The 21,371-nt window shown below is 65.5% G+C and carries 17 protein-coding genes and 2 pseudogenes; 12 read left to right on the top strand and 7 right to left on the bottom strand.

Going from position 1 to position 21,371, the window contains the following annotated elements; translation table 11 throughout:
* The first annotated feature begins 172 nt into the window (after window positions 1-172).
* The 4 genes from CBP34_RS14540 to CBP34_RS14525 all read left to right on the top strand — a co-directional run bounded on the left by CBP34_RS14540 (window position 173) and on the right by CBP34_RS14525 (window position 6,024).
* Window positions 173-1,336 (top strand): alpha-hydroxy acid oxidase, encoded by a 1,164-nt coding sequence (locus tag CBP34_RS14540; protein WP_086927906.1) that lies wholly within the window; start codon window positions 173-175, stop codon window positions 1,334-1,336.
* A 25-nt stretch (window positions 1,337-1,361) separates the two neighbouring features.
* Window positions 1,362-3,035: a thiamine pyrophosphate-binding protein gene (locus CBP34_RS14535; protein WP_236748433.1), complete on the top strand. Its 1,674-nt coding sequence runs from the start codon at window positions 1,362-1,364 to the stop codon at window positions 3,033-3,035.
* A gap of 117 nt (window positions 3,036-3,152) precedes the next feature.
* Window positions 3,153-4,358 (top strand): Y-family DNA polymerase, encoded by a 1,206-nt coding sequence (locus tag CBP34_RS14530; RefSeq protein ID WP_086928789.1) that lies wholly within the window; start codon window positions 3,153-3,155, stop codon window positions 4,356-4,358.
* Window positions 4,359-4,461: 103 nt separating this feature from the next.
* Complete coding sequence (locus tag CBP34_RS14525; protein ID WP_086927904.1) at window positions 4,462-6,024, top strand: methyl-accepting chemotaxis protein; 1,563 nt, start codon at window positions 4,462-4,464, stop codon at window positions 6,022-6,024.
* 43 nt (window positions 6,025-6,067) lie between these two features.
* Here CBP34_RS14525 and queF read toward each other — a convergent pair whose 3' ends face one another.
* The 5 genes and pseudogenes from queF to CBP34_RS20290 form a co-directional block, all read right to left on the bottom strand.
* Entirely contained in the window at window positions 6,068-6,913 is an 846-nt protein-coding gene (gene queF / locus CBP34_RS14520) for an NADPH-dependent 7-cyano-7-deazaguanine reductase QueF (RefSeq protein ID WP_094098444.1), read from the bottom strand.
* Between the two features lie 84 nt (window positions 6,914-6,997).
* A complete protein-coding gene (locus CBP34_RS14515; protein ID WP_094097883.1) occupies window positions 6,998-8,026 on the bottom strand; it encodes an IS30 family transposase in 1,029 nt (342 codons plus the stop codon).
* A 61-nt stretch (window positions 8,027-8,087) separates the two neighbouring features.
* Complete coding sequence (locus CBP34_RS14510) at window positions 8,088-8,993, bottom strand: 2OG-Fe(II) oxygenase (RefSeq protein ID WP_094098443.1); 906 nt, start codon at window positions 8,991-8,993, stop codon at window positions 8,088-8,090.
* An 8-nt stretch (window positions 8,994-9,001) separates the two neighbouring features.
* On the bottom strand, window positions 9,002-9,778 hold the full coding sequence (gene yaaA / locus CBP34_RS14505) for a peroxide stress protein YaaA (RefSeq protein WP_094098442.1): 777 nt from the start codon (window positions 9,776-9,778) through the stop codon (window positions 9,002-9,004).
* Between the two features lie 134 nt (window positions 9,779-9,912).
* Window positions 9,913-13,065, bottom strand: a pseudogene (locus tag CBP34_RS20290) (Rne/Rng family ribonuclease).
* Window positions 13,066-13,649: 584 nt separating this feature from the next.
* On the opposite strand from CBP34_RS20290, the gene CBP34_RS14495 reads away from it, so the two are divergent.
* Genes CBP34_RS14495 through CBP34_RS14480 form a run of 4 tightly spaced genes read left to right on the top strand, consistent with a single transcriptional unit; the run spans window position 13,650 to window position 16,777 of the window.
* The gene (locus CBP34_RS14495; RefSeq protein ID WP_086913071.1) at window positions 13,650-14,660 is read left to right on the top strand and encodes an RluA family pseudouridine synthase; all 1,011 of its coding nucleotides are present in this window, start codon (window positions 13,650-13,652) and stop codon (window positions 14,658-14,660) included.
* A 7-nt stretch (window positions 14,661-14,667) separates the two neighbouring features.
* On the top strand, window positions 14,668-15,339 hold the full coding sequence (locus CBP34_RS14490) for an HAD family hydrolase (RefSeq protein ID WP_086913070.1): 672 nt from the start codon (window positions 14,668-14,670) through the stop codon (window positions 15,337-15,339).
* Entirely contained in the window at window positions 15,332-15,724 is a 393-nt protein-coding gene (locus tag CBP34_RS14485) for a Rieske (2Fe-2S) protein (protein WP_086913069.1), read from the top strand. The genes CBP34_RS14490 and CBP34_RS14485 overlap by 8 nt, the downstream gene beginning before the upstream one ends.
* Before the next feature lie 3 nt (window positions 15,725-15,727).
* Entirely contained in the window at window positions 15,728-16,777 is a 1,050-nt protein-coding gene (locus tag CBP34_RS14480) for a S49 family peptidase (RefSeq protein WP_086913068.1), read from the top strand.
* A 122-nt stretch (window positions 16,778-16,899) separates the two neighbouring features.
* Here the strand turns inward: CBP34_RS14480 and CBP34_RS14475 are convergent, their stop codons facing one another.
* On the bottom strand, window positions 16,900-17,715 hold the full coding sequence (locus CBP34_RS14475; protein ID WP_086913067.1) for an SAM-dependent methyltransferase: 816 nt from the start codon (window positions 17,713-17,715) through the stop codon (window positions 16,900-16,902).
* Window positions 17,712-18,311 (bottom strand): Maf family nucleotide pyrophosphatase, encoded by a 600-nt coding sequence (locus tag CBP34_RS14470; RefSeq protein ID WP_086913066.1) that lies wholly within the window; start codon window positions 18,309-18,311, stop codon window positions 17,712-17,714. The genes CBP34_RS14475 and CBP34_RS14470 overlap by 4 nt, the downstream gene beginning before the upstream one ends.
* A gap of 25 nt (window positions 18,312-18,336) precedes the next feature.
* Between CBP34_RS14470 and CBP34_RS14465 the strand changes: the two genes are divergently transcribed.
* The 4 genes and pseudogenes from CBP34_RS14465 to CBP34_RS14450 all read left to right on the top strand — a co-directional run bounded on the left by CBP34_RS14465 (window position 18,337) and on the right by CBP34_RS14450 (window position 21,315).
* Complete coding sequence (locus CBP34_RS14465; protein WP_094098441.1) at window positions 18,337-18,888, top strand: YceD family protein; 552 nt, start codon at window positions 18,337-18,339, stop codon at window positions 18,886-18,888.
* Window positions 18,889-18,995: 107 nt separating this feature from the next.
* On the top strand, window positions 18,996-19,178 hold the full coding sequence (rpmF, locus tag CBP34_RS14460; RefSeq protein WP_005794249.1) for a 50S ribosomal protein L32: 183 nt from the start codon (window positions 18,996-18,998) through the stop codon (window positions 19,176-19,178).
* A gap of 108 nt (window positions 19,179-19,286) precedes the next feature.
* Window positions 19,287-20,339, top strand: a complete 1,053-nt coding sequence (plsX, locus tag CBP34_RS14455) for a phosphate acyltransferase PlsX (protein ID WP_086927896.1) — start codon at window positions 19,287-19,289, stop codon at window positions 20,337-20,339.
* Window positions 20,339-21,315: pseudogene (locus tag CBP34_RS14450) on the top strand (beta-ketoacyl-ACP synthase III). Before plsX ends, CBP34_RS14450 begins: the two are co-directional and overlap by 1 nt.
* Window positions 21,316-21,371 lie beyond the last annotated feature (56 nt).

Below are 21,371 nucleotides of genomic sequence, written 5' to 3'. Positions count from 1 at the left end.
CTTGCTGTGTAAGCGCTTTGGTCTTGTTTTGTTGAAATGCCCTGGTGGGGCGCCGCCCCCCTGACTTGGGGGCGCGAAATTTGTTGCACGGCCGCGCAAATAATTTTGATGGCCCTGGCGCGCGCCGCCGCCTACCATTCAACGCCAATTCCCCCTTATCCGGAGTGCCCGCGTGCCCAATCTGTCCAAAGTAACCTGCATCGAAGACCTGCGTGTCGTTGCCCGGCGCCGCGTGCCGCGCATGTTCTATGACTATGCCGATTCGGGCTCGTACACCGAGGGCACCTACCGCTCCAACACCGCCGATTTCCAGGGCATCAAGCTGCGCCAGCGCGTGGCCGTGAACATGGAGGGCCGCAGCACCCGCACCACCATGGTCGGCCAGGACGTGGCCATGCCCGTGGCCATTGCGCCCACCGGCCTCACCGGCATGCAGCATGCCGACGGCGAAATCCTGGGCGCGCGCGCGGCCAAGGCGTTTGGCATTCCGTTCACCCTATCGACCATGAGCATCTGCTCCATCGAAGACGTGGCCGAGCACGCCGGCCCCGGCTTCTGGTTTCAGCTGTATGTGATGCGCGACCGCGACTACATCGAGCGCCTGATCGACCGGGCCAAGGCCGCTGGCTGCTCGGCGCTGCAGCTCACGCTGGATCTGCAGATCCTGGGCCAGCGCCACAAGGACATCAAGAACGGCCTGTCGTCGCCGCCCAAGCCCACGCTGGCCAACCTCATCAATCTGGCGACCAAGCCGCACTGGTGCCTGGGCATGCTGGGCACCAAACGCCGCAGCTTTGGCAACATCGTCGGCCATGCCAAGGGCGTGGGCGACATGTCGTCGCTGGCATCGTGGACGGCCGAGCAGTTCGACCCGCAACTCAACTGGGGCGATGTGGAGTGGATCAAGAAGCGCTGGGGCGGCAAGCTGATTCTGAAGGGCATCATGGACGCCGAAGATGCGCGCCTGGCGGCCAACAGCGGTGCCGACGCGCTCATCGTCAGCAACCACGGCGGCCGCCAGCTCGATGGCGCGCCCTCGTCGATTGCGGCGCTGCCCGCCATCGCCGAGGCGGTGGGCAAGGACATCGAGGTGTGGATGGATGGCGGCATCCGCAGCGGCCAGGACGTGCTCAAGGCCCGCGCCCTGGGCGCACGCGGCACGCTGATCGGCCGCAGTTTTCTGTATGGCCTGGGCGCCTATGGCGAGGCGGGCGTGACCCGGGCGCTCGAGATCATCCAGAAAGAGCTGGACATCACCATGGCGTTTTGCGGCCGTACCCACATCGACCAGGTGGACTGCAGCATCCTGCTGCCGGGCACTTATCCGCTGGCCTGAATTCACAATGCCTTTAGTAGCGCCCATGACAACGTCCCGCACCGGCGGCCAGATTCTGGTCGATCAACTCCTCGTCCACGGCGTCCAGCAGCTGTTTTGCGTGCCCGGTGAAAGCTACCTGGCCGTGCTGGACGCCCTGCATGACGCCCACATCGCCGTCACCGTGTGCCGCCAGGAGGGTGGCGCGGCCATGATGGCCGAGGCGCAGGGCAAGCTCACCGGGAAGCCCGGCATCTGCTTTGTGACGCGCGGGCCGGGCGCCACCAACGCGGCTGCGGGCATCCACATTGCACACCAGGACTCGACCCCACTCATCCTGTTTGTGGGCCAGGTGGCGCGTGGCGCCATGGGGCGAGAGGCGTTTCAGGAGCTCGATTACGGCGCGGTGTTTGGCACCATGGCCAAGTGGGTGGTGCAGATCGACGACCCGGCGCGCATGCCCGAGCTGATTTCGCGCGCCTTCCATGTCGCCACTTCGGGCCGTCCCGGCCCTGTGGTGGTGGCGCTGCCCGAAGACATGCTGACCGAGGCCGCCACGGTGGCCGACGCGCTGCCCTACCAGGTGACCGAAACGCACCCCGGTGCGGCGCAGTTGGCCGAGTTGGCCGAGCGCCTCAAGGCCGCGCACCAGCCGGTGGCGGTCCTGGGCGGCAGTCGCTGGTCTGAGCAGGCGGTGCGCGAGTTTGTGGCGTTTGCCCAAGCGTGGTCGCTGCCGGTGTACTGCTCGTTCCGCCGCCAGATGCTGTTCCCGGCCACACACGCCTGCTACGGCGGTGACCTGGGCCTGGGCGTCAACCCCAAGCTGCTTGCGCGCATCAAGGCGTCGGACTTGGTGCTGGTGGTGGGCGGGCGACTGTCGGAGGTGCCATCGCAGGGCTACGAGCTGTTCCACATTCCCACACCCGCGCAGCCGTTTGTGCATGTGCATGCCGATGCGGACGAGCTGGGCAAGCTCTACCGCCCCACACAGGCCATCCACGCCACGCCCCAGGCGTTTGCTGCGGCGCTGGGCGCAGTGCGCCCCACGGCCCCTGTTGCTTGGAAGGCCCATGCAGAAGCCGCCCATGCCGAATACCTGGCGTGGAGCGATACCGCGCCCATCCGCATCCCCGGCAATCTGCAGATGGGCCAGGTGATGCAGCACCTCAAGGAAGTGCTGCCCGCCGACACCATCTTCTGCAACGGCGCGGGCAACTTCGCCACCTGGGTGCACCGCTTCTGGCCCTTCACCACCTATGCGAGCCAGCTCGCGCCCACCAGTGGATCGATGGGCTACGGCCTGCCCGCGGGCGTGGGCGCCAAGCGCCTGTGGCCGCAGCGCGAGGTGGTGGTTTTTGCGGGCGACGGTGACTTCCTGATGCACGGCCAGGAGTTCGCCACCGCCGTGCAGTACGGCCTGCCCATCATCGTGGTGCTGCTGGACAACGCCATGTACGGCACCATCCGCATGCACCAGGAGCGCGAGTACCCTGGCCGCATCAGTGCGACGGCACTGACAAATCCCGACTTCAAGGCCTACGCCCAGGCCTTCGGCGGCCACGGCGAGCGCGTGACCACCACCGAAGAGTTCGCTCCCGCCCTGGCGCGCGCCCGCGCCAGCGGTCTGCCCAGCGTGCTGCACTGTCTGATCGACCCCGAGGCCATCACGCCCACCGGCACGTTGCAGGGGATTCGCCGGGCAGCCCTGGCGAAAGCCTGAACCCTGCGGGTGCTGAGGGCACGGCGCAAAATAGCGGCTGTGACCGAAGCCGATCCTGCTTTTTCTGTCCCCGTCGCTGACCGCCCCGCGCGGCTGCGCCGCATCGCGCACCTCGACATGGACGCGTTCTTTGCTTCCGTCGAGCTGCTGCGCTACCCGCAGCTCAAGGGGCTGCCCGTGGTGATTGGCGGCGGGCGCCGCCGGGCGGACGATCTGCTGCTGCAAAGCCCCGATGGCACAGGCCCGCGCGAGCCGCGCTTCATTCCCGTGGCCGAGTTCCCGCTGCTCAAGGACTATGTGGGCCGCGGCGTCATCACCACCGCCACCTATGCCGCACGGCAGTTTGGCGTGGGTTCGGCCATGGGCATGATGAAGGCCGCCCGGCTGTGCCCCCAGGCCATCGTGCTGCCCGTGGACTTTGACGAGGTGCGCAGATACTCGCGCCTGTTCAAGCACACCATCACCGAGATCGCGCCGGTGATGCAGGACCGGGGCGTGGACGAGGTCTACATCGACTTCACCGACGTGCCCGGCGGCCAGCGCGAAGGCGGGCGCGTGCTGGCGCGGCTCATCCAGAAAAGCATCTTCGACGCCACGGGCCTGACCTGCTCGATCGGCGTGGCGCCCAACCGGCTGCTGGCCAAGATGGCCAGCGAGTTCAACAAGCCCAACGGCATCTCCATCGTCTATGCCGAAGACCTGCAGAGCAAGATCTGGCCGCTCAACGTGCGCAAGATCAATGGCATCGGCCCCAAGGCGGGCGAAAAATTGGCGGCGCTGGGAGTGCACACCATTGGCGATCTGGCCGCGCAAGACCCGCAGTGGCTGATGGGCCATTTCGGCCAATCGACCGGGGCCTGGATGCACCGCGTGGCCTGGGGCCAGGACGACAGCCCCGTGGTGACCGAGAGCGAGCCCGTGAGCATGAGCCGCGAAACCACGTTCGAGCGCGACCTGCATGCCGTGCGCGACAGGGCCGAGCTTTCGCGCATCTTTACCGACCTGTGCCAGCGCGTGGCCGAGGACCTGCAGCGCAAGGGCTATGTGGGCAAGACCATTGGCATCAAGCTGCGCTACGACGACTTCAAGACCGCCACGCGCGACCACACCTTGCCCACGCCCACGCAGGACGCGGCCACCATCCGCCACACGGCGGGGCTGTGCCTCAAGCGCGTGCCCCTGGAGCGGCGCTTGCGCCTGCTGGGCGTGCGGGTGGGAGCGTTGGTGCGCCTGTCCGACCATCTGCTGCTGGGGGATGTACCGGTTTCCACAACCAACCGCCCGCCGCGGCAGCCGGACCCGCACACCGCACCGCTGTTCTGACGATGCACCGGAATGGGGAATTTGTGTTAATTTGTGACTGATTGATTACAATCAAAGGTTTTCCTGCCGTTTTCTGGCCAGGACAGCACAAGGATCCCCGCCCATGCGTGTGAATTTGCCGGTAACCCAGCACGAGTATGAATTTCCGGACGAGAGCATGCTGGTGTCGTCCACCGACACCAAGGGTGTCATCGTGCATTGCAACCCGGCCTTCGTCGAGGCCAGCGGCTACAGCCACGATGAGCTGGCAGGCCAGCCGCACAACCTGATCCGCCACCCCGACATGCCACCCCAGGCGTTCAAGGACATGTGGTCCACCATCGGGCGCGGCCACACCTGGACCGGGCTGGTGAAGAACCGGCGCAAGGACGGCGGTTTTTACTGGGTGCGTGCCAACGTCACGCCCATCATGGAAAACGGCAAGCCGCGCGGCTACCTGTCGGTGCGCACCAAGCCGGGCCGTGCCGAGGTGCAGCAGGCCGAAGCCCTGTATGCCCAACTGCGCAGTGATCTCGCGGCGCAACGCGAGACCATCCGGTTGCACCATGGCCGGGTGGTTTATCCCGGGATGCGCGGTGCGCTGCAGCGGCTGAAGCAGATGTCGGCCACGCAGACCCTGGCGCTGATGCTGCTGGGCGTGGTGCTGGTGGGCATGCTGCCGCGCTGGCTGGGCTGGCAGGGCGCCCTGGCCTGGGGCGCCCAGCTTGGTTTGATGCTGGCGGGCTCTGCGGCCGTGCTGGCGTGGTTCCACGGCCGCATCGTGGGTGGCATGCGCACGGTCGAGCGGTTTGCCGGCGACATTGCCGGCTGCAACCTGGCCACTTCCCTCAACAGCGGGCAGTGCGCGCCGTCGCTGGCGCCCCTGGTGCGCGGCCTGGAGCAGATCCAGGTCAACCTGCGTGCCGTGGTGGGCGATGTGCGCACGGAGATTGCGGGCTTTTTGCGGTCGGCCGAAGAAATCGCCCAGGGCGGGCATGACCTTTACCAGCGCACCGAGGCGCAGGCCGCCAATCTGCAGGAAACCGCCGCCGCGATGGAAGAGCTTTCCAGCACGGTGCGGCAGACGGCCGACACATCGAGCGCGGTGGCCAGGGACAGCACCCAGAGCGCCGAAGTGGCGCGCGCTGGTGGCGCGGCGGTGCAGCAGGTGGGGCAGGCCATGCATGCCATTGAGCAGTCGTCGCGCAAGGTGGGCGAGATTGTCTCGGTCATCGAAGGCATTGCGTTTCAGACCAATCTGCTGGCGCTCAACGCTGCCGTGGAAGCCGCTCGCGCGGGCGAGCAGGGCCGGGGTTTTGCTGTGGTGGCCGGCGAGGTGCGCGCCCTAGCGCAGCGCAGCGCGGGTGCAGCCAAGGAGATCCGGGCACTGATCGGCACCTCGGTGTCGCAGGTGGCCGATGGCTCGCGCCAGATGGACCAGGCCGGCCAGACGATTGCCGACGTGGTGTCGTCGGTGTCCCGCGTGAGCGATTTGGTGCGCGAGATCAGCCAGGCCACGGCAGAACAGTCGATTGGCATCGGCCAGGTGAACGAGGCCGTCACGCAACTGGAGACCGTGACGCAGCAGAACGCGGCACTGGTCGAGGAGACCGCCGCGTCGGCCCAGGCGCTCAAGGGCAACGCGGTGTCCTTGTCGCGCTCAGTTGAGGTATTTCGCCTGCGGTAATGCCGTGCCAGTGCGGCACACCAGCCCGGCAAGTCTGGCGCGGTTACTGCCGCGCCGTGCGCGTGTTGGCCGGCAGCTGCTGCGGGTGGCTGGTACGCAGCGGGTTGATGTCGAGCCCGCCCCGGCGGGTGTAGCGCGCATACACCGTGAGCTTGATGGGTTTGCAGCGCGTCCACAGGTCCATGAAGATGCGCTCCACGCATTGCTCGTGGAACTCGTTGTGGTTGCGAAAGCTCACGATGTACTGCAGCAGCGCTTCCTGGTTGATCTGCGGGCCGCTGTAGGCAATCTGCACGCTGCCCCAGTCGGGCTGGCCCGTGACGAGGCAATTGCTCTTGAGCAGGTTGCTGGTCAGCACCTCGGACACGGGCGCTTCGCCAAACTCGGCGGTCAGCAAGTCGGGCGCGGGCTGGTAGCGCGTGCACTCTACGTCCAGCCGGTCCAGGCTCAGGCCGTCGAGTTCGTGCACGGGCTCGCGGTCAAACAGCTCGGGCAGCAGCAACTTCACCCCCACGGTGGCGGGGTGGTCGGCACCGCGCCACACGGCCTCGCTGATGTCGGCGCGGATGCGGGCCTGCACTTCGGCCGCGTCGGCAAAGCGCGTGTTGTTGAAGCTGTTGAGGTAGAGCTTGAACGACTTGCTTTCGACGATGTTGGGTGTTTCACAGGGCACGGTGATGTGCGCCAGCGCCACCTGGGGCTTGCCGCGCGCATTCAGCCACGACAGCTCGAACGCCGTCCACAGGTCGGCCCCGAAGAAGGGAGGCGCGCCCGCAATGCCGATCTCGGCGCGCTTGCCCGCGCGCGGGATGGGAAACAGCAGTGAGGCATCGTACTGGTCGGCATACGCCGATGCCTTGCCCAGTTGCGATTGTTCCGGCGTGGTCATGGTGTGTCCTTGTGCTATCTAATTAATAGCTGCTTGCGCTTTATTCATAAGGGCGGATTCAAGTCCAAGTGCAACAAATATTCATTAATGCACTGAATCAGGCTGTTGTGTCAGCCGGGCCAAATGTTCGGCATAAACCTCAATGGGCTTGCTCCACCCCAGAGTCATCCTGGGGCGCCCATTGAGCTCATCGGCTACGGCATCCAGATACTCCTGGCTATAGCCGCTCAGATCAGTCCCCTTGGGGAAGTACTGCCGCAGCAATCCATTGGTGTTTTCGTTGGAGCCCCGCTGCCAGGGGCTGTAGGGGTCACAGAAGTACACCTTCATGCCCGTGTTCTCGGTGAGCTTGGCATGCTCTGCCATCTCACTGCCACGGTCATAGGTCAGGCTCTGGCGCATCGGGCTGGCAATGCCATTGAGCTTGTCGCTGAAGGCCTGCAGTACATGTGCCGCTGTCGCCGGGTTGGGGTGCGGCAGCTTGACCAGCACCACCAGGCGGGTCGTGCGCTCGACCAGCGTGCCAATGGCACTGGCATTGCCTTTGCCCTTGATGAGGTCGCCCTCCCAGTGCCCGGGCAACTGACGATCCTCAATCTCGGGTGGGCGCACATGGATGCTCAGCAGGTCGGTGATTTGCCCACGCCGATCCTCGCCTTTGGAGCGCGGCCAGCGCTTGGCGCGGGCCATGCGCAAGCAGGCCACCAGCTCCTTCTTGAGCTCTCCGCGGGGCTGGGCGTAGATGCAGGTGTAGATGCTCTCGTGGGACACTTGTTTGCGCTTGTTGTCAGGGTGCAGTTTCTTCAACTGCCCAGCGATTTGCTGGGGAGACCAGTGCCGGAGCAGATAGTCGCGAACGATCTTGAACAAAGGTCCATCGCGGTGCAGTTTGGGCTGGGGACGGGCAAAGCATCTGCGCCTGTCGCTGCGTTGCTGGGCGAACTTGGAGGTGTAGGCCTTGGCGCCCGCATTGCGTTGGCATTCCCGGCTGATGGTGCTCTTGCAGCGCCCCAAGGCCCGCGCTATGGCGCTGAGGCTTTGCTTTTGCTGAAGCCCCAAGGCGATCGCATGGCGTTCGCTCTCGCTCAACTGCTGGTAATTCTTCTTTGTCATCTTGACCTCAATTCTCGGTGTTGCACTTCGGAATTGAGGCCGCCAAGCGCCAGAGCCTGTTTTATGTAAATTCCCGCTGGCGCAGCCATTTGGTGGCGATCCACTTGTCGCCCGCGATCACTGGCGCGCCGCCATGCAGCGTGCGGGTGGACGGCTCCGGGAGTGCATAGCTGAAGAACACGGCGTTGCCGCGCTGCGGTGCAACTTCGAGCTGCGCATCCGGAAAGACGGTGCCACCGCCCTTCTCCGGCGTGTTCAGGTAGATGACCAGCGTACCCACGCGCTGCCCGCCGCGCCGCACGATGGTGGGCGTGCCGGGCTCGGCGGGGTCGAAGTAGTCGTAATGCGGCTTGTATTCGGCCCCGGGGCGGTAGTGCAGCACCTGCAGGCCTTCGCCGTTTTCGATGGGCCAGTTCAGCAGGCGGGCAATGCGTTCTTCGATGCGCTGGATCAGCGGACTCTCGCCGCGCTGAAAGAACATGCCGTCGCTGGTGCGGTGGTCGTTGATTTCCTCCCCGCCCGTTTGGGTGGCCACCGTGAGCGAGCGCGCCATGCGCGGGGCGGCGGCGGCGATCAGGGCGTCACATTCATCCGGTCCCAGCAGGTTGCCAAACACCACGAGGCGAGGGTGGGTGAGGGTGAGCAGCACGCTGACCTGCCGGTCGCCTGCATCGAGGAACGGGGGCGAATCCGCCAGCAGCGGCGCAGGAACGGCCGATGCACGGGGCGGGCGGCGGGCCTGCGGGCTGTTTTCGGCAGGCGCTTGCAGCACTTGCGCAAGTGCCTGCGTGGCCACATCGTCGGCCCAGCCGGCGGCGCGCAGGGATTGCAGCAGGTCCGGTGCGGAGCAGCCGGCCCCGGCCTGATCGGCGATCCACTGGCGCAGCTCGGGCGTGATGGGCTGGCTGGCGGCCTGCTGCGGCGTGCTCGCCCCTGCCGGAGTGCGCTGGTCGGAACGCGAAGCCATGGCGGTATTCAGGCTGGCTTGCGCCGAAAAACCAGGCGCTCGGGCTCGGAGGATGCGGGGGCGAAGGTATAGCCTTCCAGATCGAAGGCTTCGAGCTTGTGCGGCGTGGCAATGCGGTGGGTGATGGCATAGCGTGCCATCAGGCCCCGCGCGCGCTTGGCATGAAAGCTGATGATCTTGTAGGCGCCGCCTTTCCAGTCCTCGAACACGCACTCGATGACGCGCGCCTTGAGCTGCTTGCGGTCCACCGCCTTGAAATATTCCTGGGACGCCAGGTTGACCACCACGGGCGTGGTGTCGGCGCGCAGGCGGGTGTTGAGGTGCTCGGCAATCTGGCCGCCCCAGAACTGATAGAGGTTGCTGCCGGCCGCCGTGGCCAGGCGCGTGCCCATTTCCAGCCGGTAGGGCTGCATCCAGTCGAGCGGGCGCAACACACCATACAGGCCGCTCAGGATCGCCACATGGTGCTGCGCCCAGTCGAGGTCGGTCGCGGCCAGCGTGCGGGCCTGCAGGCCTTCGTACACATCGCCGTTGAAGGCCAGCAGGGCCTGGCGCGAATTGGCTGCGGTGAATTTTGGTTGCCAGACTTGGTAGCGCACCACGTTCAGGGCGGCGAGCTTGTCGCTCAGGCCCATCAACGAGGCAATGTCCTGGGGAGATTTTTCGCGCAGCACGTCGATCAGCTGCGTGGACTGCGGCACGAACTGCGGCAGCGTGTGCGGCAGCCCTGCAGGCAGGGGTGTGTCGTAGTCGAGCGATTTGGCGGGAGACAGCAGGAACAGCATGGTGTGGGCGTGGTGGTCCGGGGATCTCGACGGGCAATGTCGAAGGGTAATCCAGTGCGCAAGATGGGAGCGGTCAGGGCCTCAAGAAGCCCCAATGAAAGAAGGCGGCCTGGGCCGCCTTCTTGGTTGCTGCATCAGGCAGCCGGGGGCTGCTCAAAAGGCAGCGTCATGGCCGACAGGTCGCGGCGGGTTTCCACCAGCACCAGCGGGCCTTCGTCCAGCACCACGGCGGGCGGGCGCTCGCGCGGCACGCGGATGGGTTGCGGCTCGGCAGCAATCGCGGCCTGCACGGCGGCGATTTTTTCCGCATCCGAATTCACCCACTGCAGGCCTGACGCAGCGGCCACCTGTTGCAAGGCATCGAGCGGCAGCGTGAAGCCCTGGACGCGGGCATGCCCTGGGCGGCAGGCGCTGCGGCAGGTGCCGGTGCAGCCACAGGCGTTGCTGCGGCTGCGGCCTTTGGAGCCGCGGCCACGGGCGCGGCGGCCACGGGTGCCGGTGCTGCAGCCGGTGCTGGCACGGGGGCCGAGGCTTGCACCAAGGCTTCTGCGCGGGGCTGCTCGGGTGCCGGTGTGGGCGCAGCGATGGGAGCGGCTGCGGGCACTGGGGCTGGAGCTGGGCCGTGGGGGCTGCGTTGAAGTAGCTGCGGCGTGCGGGCTCTTCCTGGACATCGGCGGCCGGGGGGCGACGGGGGCCGATGTATCGAGCTCCATCATGGCTGGGGCAGCTGATTCCACCGCATCGCGGGGGCGCGGTCGCGCCGGTCGCGGCCATAACGGTCGCGTGAACGGCGCTCACGGCGGTCATCGTTGGCTGGTGCGGTTTCGTTGCCGCTCAGGTCCAGATCGGGCAGCGACGACAGCGGGGCGGTGTCCGCAAAGTCCGCGGCGGAGGCTCCGGCGCCTTGCTGTGCTTCTGTCGCGCGGGGGGCGCGTTCACCGCGCTCCGTGCGCTCGCCACGTTCGCGACGACCCTGGCCTTCGCCACGCTCACGGCGCGGGCCGCGTTCGCCACGGGGCTGGGTGCCAGCTGCTTCGGGGCCGTTGCCGTTCGGGCCCGTCACCTGGGCCTGGATGGCGGTCTGGGCGGCGGCGTTGTCGGTGTCGGCGCCGGCAGCGTTGTTGCGGGGCTCTGCATCGCGGCGGCCACGGCCGCCTTCGCGACCATCCCGGCCTTCACGTCCGTTGCGGCCTTCACCTTCGCCACGGGGCGGACGGCCTTCACCTTCGCCACGGGGCGGACGGCCTTCGCCGTCGCGCGGTGCACGGGTTTCCGCCGAGCGCTCACCACGGCGGCCACGGCCTTCGCCGTTGGCTTCGCGGTTGCCATCACGGGGGGCGCCGCCTTCGCGGTTGCCGTCGCGGCCGGCGCTGCGTTCACCGCGCTCGCCACGGCGGCCACGGCCTTCGCCATTGCGGCCATCGCGGCGGGGTTCACCGCGCGTGCCGGCTTCGGCAGGCGCTGCGACAGGTGCGGGGGCGGCAGCCGGCACGGAAGCCGGCGCATCACCCATGCCAAACAGGCTCTTGAGCCAGCCGAAGAAGCCTTGTTCCTGCGGCGCGGCCGGGGCGCGCGGTGCCGCAGGAGCGGGTGCGGCGGCTTGCGCAGGCGCCGCAGCGGCAGGGCGCTGGCCCGCGCGCGGTGGGCGTGCGGCGCCCTCGGGCGGGGCTCGGCGATGGGGGCAGGCGCATCGGGCAGCACGCCCTTGATGACCGGGGTCTGCTTGTTGGTGGGCTCTTGCGAGCGGCGCGTCACGGCCGTGGGGTCTTCCACTTCTTCGGCGAGCTTGTAGCTGGCTTCGATGTGGTCCAGGCGCGGGTCGTCGTGCTTGAGGCGTTCGAGGCGGTAGTTGGGGGTTTCCAGCGTCTTGTTGGGCACCATCAGCACGGCCACGCGCTGCTTGAGTTCGATCTTGGCGATCTCGGTGCGCTTTTCGTTGAGCAGGAACGAGGCCACTTCCACAGGCACCTGGCAGTGCACGGCGGCCGTGTTGTCCTTCATCGATTCTTCCTGAATGATCCGCAGGATCTGCAGGGCCGACGATTCGGTGTCGCGGATGTGGCCCGAGCCGCCGCAACGGGGGCAGGGGATGGACGAGCCTTCAGACAATGCGGGCTTCAGGCGCTGGCGGCTCATTTCCATCAGGCCGAACTTGCTGATGGTGCCGAACTGCACGCGGGCGCGGTCCTGGCGCAGCGCGTCACGCAGGCGGTTTTCCACTTCGCGGCGGTTCTTGCTCTCATCCATGTCGATGAAGTCGATCACGATCAGGCCGCCCAGGTCGCGCAGGCGCATCTGGCGGGCCACTTCGTCGGCGGCTTCCAGGTTGGTGCGTGTGGCGGTTTCCTCGATGTCGCCGCCCTTGATGGCGCGGGCCGAGTTCACGTCCACGCTGACCAGCGCTTCGGTGTGGTCGATCACGATGGCGCCGCCCGAGGGCAGTTGCACGGTGCGGGCGTAGGCCGATTCGATCTGGTGCTCGATCTGGAAGCGGCTGAACAGGGCGGCGTCGTCGCGGTAGCGCTTCACGCGGGCGGCATGCTCGGGCATGACGTGCGCCATGAACTGCTGCGCCTGTTCGTAGATGTCGTCGGTGTCGATGAGGATGTCACCGATGTCGTTGTTGAAGTAGTCGCGGATCGCGCGGATGACGAGGCTCGATTCCTGGTAGATCAGGAAGGCGCCCTTGCCACCCTTGGCGGCGCCGTCGATGGCGTTCCACAGTTTCAGCAGGTAGTTCAGGTCCCACTGCAGTTCGGGCGCGCTGCGGCCGATGCCGGCGGTGCGCGCAATGATGGACATGCCGTTGGGGTATTCGAGCTGGTCCATCGCCTCCTTGAGCTCGGCGCGGTCCTCGCCCTCAATGCGGCGCGACACGCCGCCGCCACGGGGGTTGTTGGGCATCAGCACCACGTAGCGGCCGGCCAGCGAGACAAAGGTGGTTAGCGCCGCACCCTTGTTGCCGCGCTCTTCCTTTTCGACCTGGACCAGCAGCTCCTGGCCTTCCTTGATCACTTCATTGATGCGTGCCTGGCTGGGCGAGACGCCGGGGCGAAGTAGGTGCGCGAAATTTCCTTGAACGGCAAAAAGCCGTGGCGGTCTTCGCCGTAGTCCACAAAGCAGGCCTCCAGCGACGGCTCGACGCGCGTGACCACGGCCTTGTAGATGTTGCCCTTGCGCTGCTCGCGCCCTTCGATTTCGATTTCGTAGTCGAGGAGCTTTTGTCCGTCGACGATGGCCAGGCGCCGTTCTTCGGGCTGCGTGGCGTTGATGAGCATCCGCTTCATGATGCGATTCCTTTGCGTGTGTGACGGTCGGCAGCGGCGCAGCCAACAGGGCTGCGCGGGCTGCCACCCGCCGTTCCAAACCAATAAACAAGCTCTAACGGAGCTGTGAATGCCTGGACTGACGCATCGAAACGAAGGGAATTGCCGGAGATGCCAATGATCTGCCGCGCTCTAGCGCAGCATCGTGAGGCAGGGGCGCGTGGATGGGGGCGAGTGGTAAGAGCGCAGTTTTGCTATCAAAAGAGTAGCTGGTTGCGCTTGCTGGTTGTGGGTTGATGGCGATTTTTGGCGCGCAGCCAAAGGCCGCAGCCTCTGCCACAACGTCATCATCCATGTCATCAACAACCACATGCTCGCTTCGATCCGCTGGCAGACTGCGCCCGGGTGGGGCGAATCTGCCAGCTTGGGGGATTCCGTATCAGTGTTTCAATTTGTCAGCCCGCCGCGCGGCGTACCGGCCACTGCAGGCATCTGGCCTGCAATCTGCATGTACGACGCCCGCTGGCATCGACCTGCCTGCGCAAATGCAAGGGCTGTGTGGACTAAACTCCAGACAAATCAACCACTTACACAATGGCGCGCAGGTGAAACACATTATAGGGGGCAAACCGTCATCCGACCGCACCCCCGAAGCTCCCGCTCCCGCGGCGCGTCTGGTGGAAGTCGACGAAGACTCCGCCGGCCAGCGCCTCGACAACTTCCTGATACGCCAGCTCAAGGGCGTGCCCAAAACCCATGTCTATCGCATCATCCGCAGCGGCGAGGTGCGCATCAACAAGGGCCGGGTCAATGCCGACACCCGTGTGGCGACGGGCGATGTGGTGCGCCTGCCGCCGGTGCGTATTTCCGACAAGGTCGCTGAAAAGGCCGAGCGGCCCGCGCCGGCGCGCGAATTTCCCATCCTGCTTGAGGACGAGCATCTGATCGCCCTGGACAAGCCCGCCGGCGTGGCGGTGCATGGCGGCAGCGGGGTGAGCTTTGGCGTGATCGAGCAATTGCGCCAGGCGCGGCCACAGGCCCGATTTCTGGAGCTGGTGCACCGGCTGGACCGCGAAACCTCGGGCATCCTGCTGGTGGCCAAGAAGCGGTCAGCGCTCACTCACCTGCAAGACCAGTTCCGTGAACGGGAAACCGGCAAAACCTACCTGGCGCTGGTGACGGGCGCCTGGCCCGCCAACAAGAAGGTGATCGACCAGCCACTGCACAAGTACCTGCAGGCCGACGGAGAACGCCGTGTGCGCGTGACCACGGTCGACGACCCGGATGGCCTGCGCTCCATCACGCTGGTCAAGGTGCGGCAGTTGCTGCCCGCGCGCCCGGCGCAGGGCCTGCCCGCCATGAGCCTGCTGGAGGTGACCATCAAGACCGGCCGCACCCACCAGATCCGCGTGCACCTGGCCAGCCAGGGGCATGCCATCGTGGGGGACGACAAATACGGCGATTTCGACCTCAACAAGCGCCTGCAGAAACTGGGGGTACGGCGCATGTTCCTCCATGCCTGGCGGTTACAGTTCACGCACCCGGCCACCGGTGAACGTGTGCTGCTGAACGCTGAACTGCCGCCGGAGCTTGCCGAATTCATTCCAACCGCCTGATTGCCCCATGCGCCCCACCGCCCGCCCGCGCCGCTTTGACCTGATCGCCTTTGACTGGGACGGCACCTTGTTCGACTCCACGGCCATCATCGTGCGCAGCATCCAGGAAGCGGTGCGCGACGTGGGCGGCACCGTACCCACCGACCGGGCCGCTGCCTATGTGATCGGCATGGCCCTCACGCAGGCCCTGGCCCATGCTGCGCCCGATGTGCCGCCCGAAAAATACCCCGAGCTGAACAATCGCTACCGGTTTCACTATCTGCAGCACCAGGATGACCTGAGCCTGTTTGCCGGCGTGCTGCCCCTGCTGGCCGACCTGCGGGCGCAAGGCCACCTGCTGGCCGTGGCCACCGGCAAAAGCCGCCGGGGCCTGGATGAGGCGCTGCACTCGGTGCAGCTCAAAGGCGTGTTCGACGGCTCGCGCACGGCCGACGAGACGGCCGGCAAGCCCCATCCCCTGATGCTGCACGAGCTGATGGCCGAGTTTGACGTGGTGCCCGAGCGCCTGCTCATGATTGGCGACACCACCCACGACCTGCAGATGGCGCTGTCGGCCGGATGCGCCAGCGTGGGCGTGAGCTACGGTGCCCACGAGCCAGAAACCTTCGAGGTGCTGAACCCCCTGCATGTGGCGCATTCGGTGCGCGAGTTGCACGACTGGCTGCTGTCCCATGCCTGACGCGTACCGGGCCAGCGCCGATTCCAGCGCGATTGCGCTGTGCAACAGCGCCGATCTGCAGGAGCGCCACCTGGCCGTGCCCTTTGACGTGGTGTATGCCGGGCAGACCTGCCGGGCCTTTGCCATTCGCTACGAGGGACGGCCCCACGCCTTTCTGAACCGGTGCACCCATGTGGCCATGGAGATGGACTACCAGCCCGACCGGTTTTTCGATGACACCGGCCAGTGGCTGCTTTGTGCCACCCACGGCGCTGCCTACCGGCCAGACACCGGCGCGTGCGCGGGTGGCCCCTGCCGTGGCGGTCTCGTGAAAATTGCCCTGTCCGAAGTGGACGGGGTGGTGCACTGGCATACTGCCTACAACCTGCAACCTGTTGAGTTCTGACCCATGACCGAGCCCACCCGCACCGAACCCACAGGTTCTGGGAAAAATCCACCGCCAGCGCCCGATCTGTGGGCGCAATCAGCTACAAATTCGGGAGCGAAAGTGAGCGATGCAACGCGTGAACCGGGTTGGGAGCGCGCCACGCTGGAAAAGCTGGCCTTCTCTGTCCTCAACGAGCAACGCAGTGCCCGCCGCTGGAAGATCTTCTTTCGCCTGACCTGGCTGCTGGTGGTGCTGCTGGTCGCCTGGGCGGCCCTGTACCAGAGCACCAGTGGCCCCAGCAAGTCGGCGCCGCACACGGCGGTGGTGGACATCAAGGGCGAAATCGCCTCGGGTGCCGAAGCCAGCGCCGAACTGGTGGTGGCGGCCATGCGCAGCGCCCTGGAAGACGAGGGCTCCAAGGCGCTGGTACTGCTGATCAACTCACCCGGCGGCAGCCCGGTGCAGGCCGGCATGATCAATGACGAAATCGTGCGCCTGAAGGTCAAGCACAACAAGCCTGTGTATGCGGTGGTGGAAGAGACCTGCGCCTCGGCTGCTTATTACATTGCGGCGGCGGCTGACGAAATCTTTGTGGACAAGGCCAGCATCGTGGGCAGCATTGGCGTGTTGATGGACGGTTTCGGTTTTACGGGCACCATGGAAAAGCTGGGTGTGGAGCGCCGCCTGCTCACCGCCGGCGAGAACAAGGGTTTTCTCGACCCCTTCAGCCCGCAGACGGAAAAGCACCGCGAATACGCCCTGACCATGCTCGACCAGATCCATCAGCAGTTCATTGGCGTGGTGAAGGCCGGGCGGGGCGATCGCCTCAAGCCCACGCCCGAAACCTTCAGCGGCCTGTTCTGGACGGGCCAGCAGGCCATCGAAATGGGCCTGGCCGACAAGCTTGGAAGCCTGGACTTTGTCGCGCGCGAAGTGGTCAAGGCCGAAGACATCATCGACTACACGCGCCGTGAAAACGTGGCCGAACGCCTGGCCAAGCGTTTCGGTGCCGCGATGGGCGTGGGTGCGGCCAAGGCCCTGGCAACCACCGCCGCGCCGCAATTGCGTTGAATGTGTGGCCCCGTTGTGTTGGGGCGGCAGATGGGGCGTTTTTGTGAAGGAATTAACCGATAGCGCTTGCGCAGCAAGCGCTATTAGCTATCAAATAAATAGCTAAAATCGGGTTGCCACGCCTATCGGCCAAAGGCAAACACCACCGGCGTACGGTTGTCCGTGGGAATCGCCTGTTGGCGCCACTGGCGCACCAGCTGGCTGCGGATCTGCACCTGGGGCAAGGTCAGCCCCCCCGCCAATGCCAGCCGCGTGTGGGGCTGCAGCGTCTGCACCAGGGCCTGCCAAAGCGCCGCGTTGCGGTAGGGCGTTTCGATGAAAAGCTGGGTCTGCCCCGTCTTGAGCGCCAGCGATTCCAGCTCCCGAATGCGCTGGGTGCGCTCCTGCGCGTCTTGCGGCAGGTAGCCGGTGAAGGCAAAGTTCTGGCCGTTCAGGCCGCTGGCGGCCAGCGCCAGCAGCAGCGAGACAGGTCCCACCAGCGGCACCACCGCAATGCCCAGGTCGTGCGCTGCGCGCACCACGGACGAGCCCGGGTCGGCCACGGCGGGCATGCCGGCTTCGCTGATCAGGCCCATATCGTGCCCCAGCAGGGCCGCTGCCAGCAGCGGGCGGGCGTCGAACGGGGCCGATCCCTTGTCGCCGTGGTCGCCCTTCTTGTGGACTTCGCGTGGCAGCTCGGTGATGGTTTGCTGCTGCAGCGATGCGGCCAGCGGGTGCAGCGGCTCGATGCGTTTGAGGTAGGCGCGCGTGCTCTTGGCGTTCTCGCAGATCCAGTGCGTCAGGCGGGCGGCCGTTTTCAGGGTGCCTTCGGGCAGGGCGTCCTGCAACGGCGCCTGGGTGTCGCAGCCAAAGTCGAGCGGCGCCGGCACCAGGTACAGCGTGCCGTTGACGGCGGTATTGCCGGGCGCGTCGGCCGGAGTGGTGGGGCGCGTGCTCATGGCAAAACCAGGCCGGCGGCGCGCAGCATGCGGCAGGTGCGGATCAGCGGCAGACCAATCAAGGCGGTGGGGTCGTCGCTGTGGATGGCGTCGAGCAGCGCAATGCCCAGGCCTTCGCTTTTGGCGCTACCCGCGCAGTCGTACGGCTGCTCGGCGCGCAGATAGCGCTCGATCTCCTCGTCGGACAGGCTGCGAAAGTGCACCTCGACCGGTGCCAGGTTCACCTGCTCGAACCCCGTGGCGGCACAGACCACAGCCACCGCCGTCTGGAAGATCACGGTTTCACCGCGCATCTGGCGCAACTGGGCCACTGCGCGCTCGTGGGTGCCCGGCTTGCCCAGTGGCTGGCCACCCAGGTCGGCCACCTGGTCCGAACCGATCACCATCGCTTGTGGATGCTGGCGGGCCACTGCATGGGCCTTGGCCAAGGCCAGGCGCAGGGCCAGAGCGCGGGGCGTTTCGCCTGCCAGCGGGGTTTCGTCCACCTCGGGGGCGGCCACCGCGAAAGGCAGGTTCAGCCGCGACAGCAGGTCGTGGCGGTAACGCGAAGTGGAGCCCAATACCAAGGGGCGTTGCGGGTTGGGGGATTGATGCATCGGCCGATTCTCTTACACTGCCGCCATGACCAAGGAATTCTCTCCCGACCGGCTCGACGTCAAGGCCTTTGCACAGGCGGGTGGGCAGCTGTCCGGGCATGACTCGCTGCTGAAATACGAGCGGCTGTCCCAGGAGGCCAAGAGCCTGCATCCTGATCTGCGGGTGGACTGGACGGCCACGGGTGAAATCCGCACTGCGCTGGGCGGCATTGGTCAGGTGTGGCTGAATGTCCAGGTTCAGGCCACTTTTCCCATGGAATGCCAGCGCTGCCTGACGCCGGTGGACGTGCCTCTGGCCGTGGAGCGGTCCTTTCGCTTTGTGGCCGATGAAGCCACTGCCGAGGCCCTCGACGATGAGAGCGAGGAAGACCTGCTGGCACTGAGCCGTGAGTTCGATCTGCGTGAGCTGATCGAAGATGAGCTGCTGATGGCGCTGCCCGTGGTGCCAAAACACGACGAGTGCCCGACCTCGGTGCCCCTGGCGTCTTCCGATGCCGATTTTGAAGAGGCCAATGCCGAAAAACCCAACCCGTTTGCTGCTTTGGCCGCCTTGCGCAAGGATGGCAAGACGGATTGATCGACCCAAAAAGCATTTGGGTTATAATCGTGGGCTTCACGCGAACCCCATCGTGTCTTTTTGGGCTGATCGCGTTTTTACCAACCCATTCCAGATCAGGAGCCATCATGGCCGTTCAGCAAAACAAAAAGTCCCCTTCCAAGCGCGGCATGCACCGCTCGCACAATGCCCTGAACGTGCCGGGCATTGCCGTGGAACCCACCACCGGTGAAACGCATCTGCGTCACCACATCAGCCCCAACGGCTTCTACCGTGGCCGCCAGGTGCTGAAGAACAAGTCTGAAGCCTGACTTTAGCCATCCCTGCAAGGCCCGTTGCTACTTTTATTGTAGCGCGGGCCTTTGTTTTGACCGTTGTATTCATCTTTCGGTCCGCACAGCGGGCCGGACAAGTCGCCCATGATCACACTGGCTGTTGACTGCATGGGGGGCGACCACGGCCCCCGCGTCACGCTCGCGGCGTGCCGTCAGTTCCTCGACAATCATCCCGATGCCCGTCTGCTGCTGGTCGGCCTGAAGGACAGTCTGCAATCCTTCTCGCATGAGCGCGCCACCGTGGTGCCGGCCACCGAAGTGGTCGCCATGGACGACCCTGTGGAGATTGCCCTGCGCCGCAAGAAGGACTCGTCCATGCGTGTTGCCATCCAGCAGGTGAAGGATGGCACGGCTGCCGCAGCGGTTTCCGCCGGCAACACGGGCGCCTTGATGGCCATTGCCCGCTATATCCTCAAGACGCTCGATGGCATTGACCGCCCGGCCATTGCCACCCAGATGCCCAACGCGCAGGGCGGCGCCACCACCGTGCTCGATCTGGGTGCCAATGTGGACTGCTCGGCCGAGCATCTTTTGCAGTTTGCTGTCATGGGCTCTGCGCTGGTTTCAGTGCTCAAAGGTGTCGAGGAGCCCACCGTGGGTCTGCTCAATATTGGTGAAGAAATCATCAAAGGCAGCGAAGTCATCAAAAAAGCTGGTGAACTCCTGCGATCTGCTGCCAATTCGGGTGATCTGAATTTTTATGGCAATGTCGAAGGCAATGACATCTTCAAGGGAACCGTGGACATCGTGGTGTGTGACGGTTTTGTGGGCAATGTCGCATTGAAGGCCAGCGAGGGCGTGGCGTCGATGGTGGTGGGTGGGCTCAAACAGGAGTTTTCGCGCAACATCCTGACCAAAGCTGCGGCCATCGTCGCTTATCCGGTTCTCAAGGCGCTCATGAATCGCATGGATTACCGGCGTTACAACGGTGCGGCGCTGTTGGGCCTGCGCGGACTGGTGTTCAAGAGCCACGGTTCAGCCGACACCATGGCTTTCGAGCAGGCTTTGAACCGGGCGTATGATGCAGCCCGCAACAACCTGCTCGATCGTGTCCGGACCCGGATTGCGCATGCGGCGCCCCTGCTGGCGCCTGGCAATGCCCAGCCAACGCCCGGTGCTGCGGCGACAACCTATTGATGAGACGCTATTCCCGCATTATCGGCACCGGCAGCTACCTGCCCCCGCGCCGTGTGACCAACGCCGATCTGGTGGCCGAGCTGGCACAGAGCGGTATCGAAACTTCCGACCAATGGATCGTGGAGCGCACCGGAATCCGGGCGCGCCACTTCGCGGCGCCGGATGTGACCTGCAGCGATCTGGGTCTGGAGGCGGCCAGGAAGGCGCTGGAGGCCGCCGGCTGCCAGCCGCAGGACATCGATCTGATCATCGTGGCCACTTCCACGCCCGACATGGTGTTCCCTTCGGCAGCCTGCATCTTGCAAAACAAGCTCGGAGCCAACGGTTGCCCCGCCTTTGACGTGCAGGCTGTGTGCAGCGGCTTCGTATATGCCCTCACGGTGGCGGATGCCATGATCCAGACCGGCGCCGCCAGGCGCGCGCTGGTGGTGGGGGCCGAGGTGTTCAGTCGCATTCTGGATTTCAAGGACCGCACGACTTGCGTGCTGTTTGGCGATGGCGCGGGTGCAGTGGTGCTGGAGGCGTCGGAAACGCCCGGTATCCTGGCCAGCGACCTGCATGCCGATGGGCGGTATGTCGATATTCTGTGTGTGCCGGGCGGTGTCTCGGGTGGCGAAGTGCTCGGCCATCCCTTGCTCAAGATGGACGGCCAGGCCGTGTTCAAGCTGGCGGTGGGCGTGCTCGACAAGGCGGCGCGCGCCACGCTGGCCAAAGCCAACCTGACCGATGCCGACATCGACTGGCTGATTCCGCACCAGGCCAATATCCGCATCATGCAGAGCACTGCCAAGAAGCTGAAGCTGTCCATGGACAAAGTGGTGGTCACGGTGGACCAGCATGGCAATACATCGGCAGCGTCGATTCCGCTGGCACTGGACCATGCGGTGCGCTCTGGCCAAGTCAAGAAGGGTGAGACCCTGCTGCTTGAAGGGGTGGGGGCGGCTTCACCTGGGGTGCGGTGCTCCTGAAGTTATAGCTGTTAGCGCTTTTTGAATAAGCGCTGCGGGCATATTTCGTATCTACATCTGGTTT

It is taken from the genome of Acidovorax carolinensis, from assembly GCF_002157145.1.
Lineage (GTDB): Bacteria > Pseudomonadota > Gammaproteobacteria > Burkholderiales > Burkholderiaceae_C > Acidovorax > Acidovorax carolinensis.
This window is presented reverse-complemented; position numbering and strand designations above follow the sequence as displayed.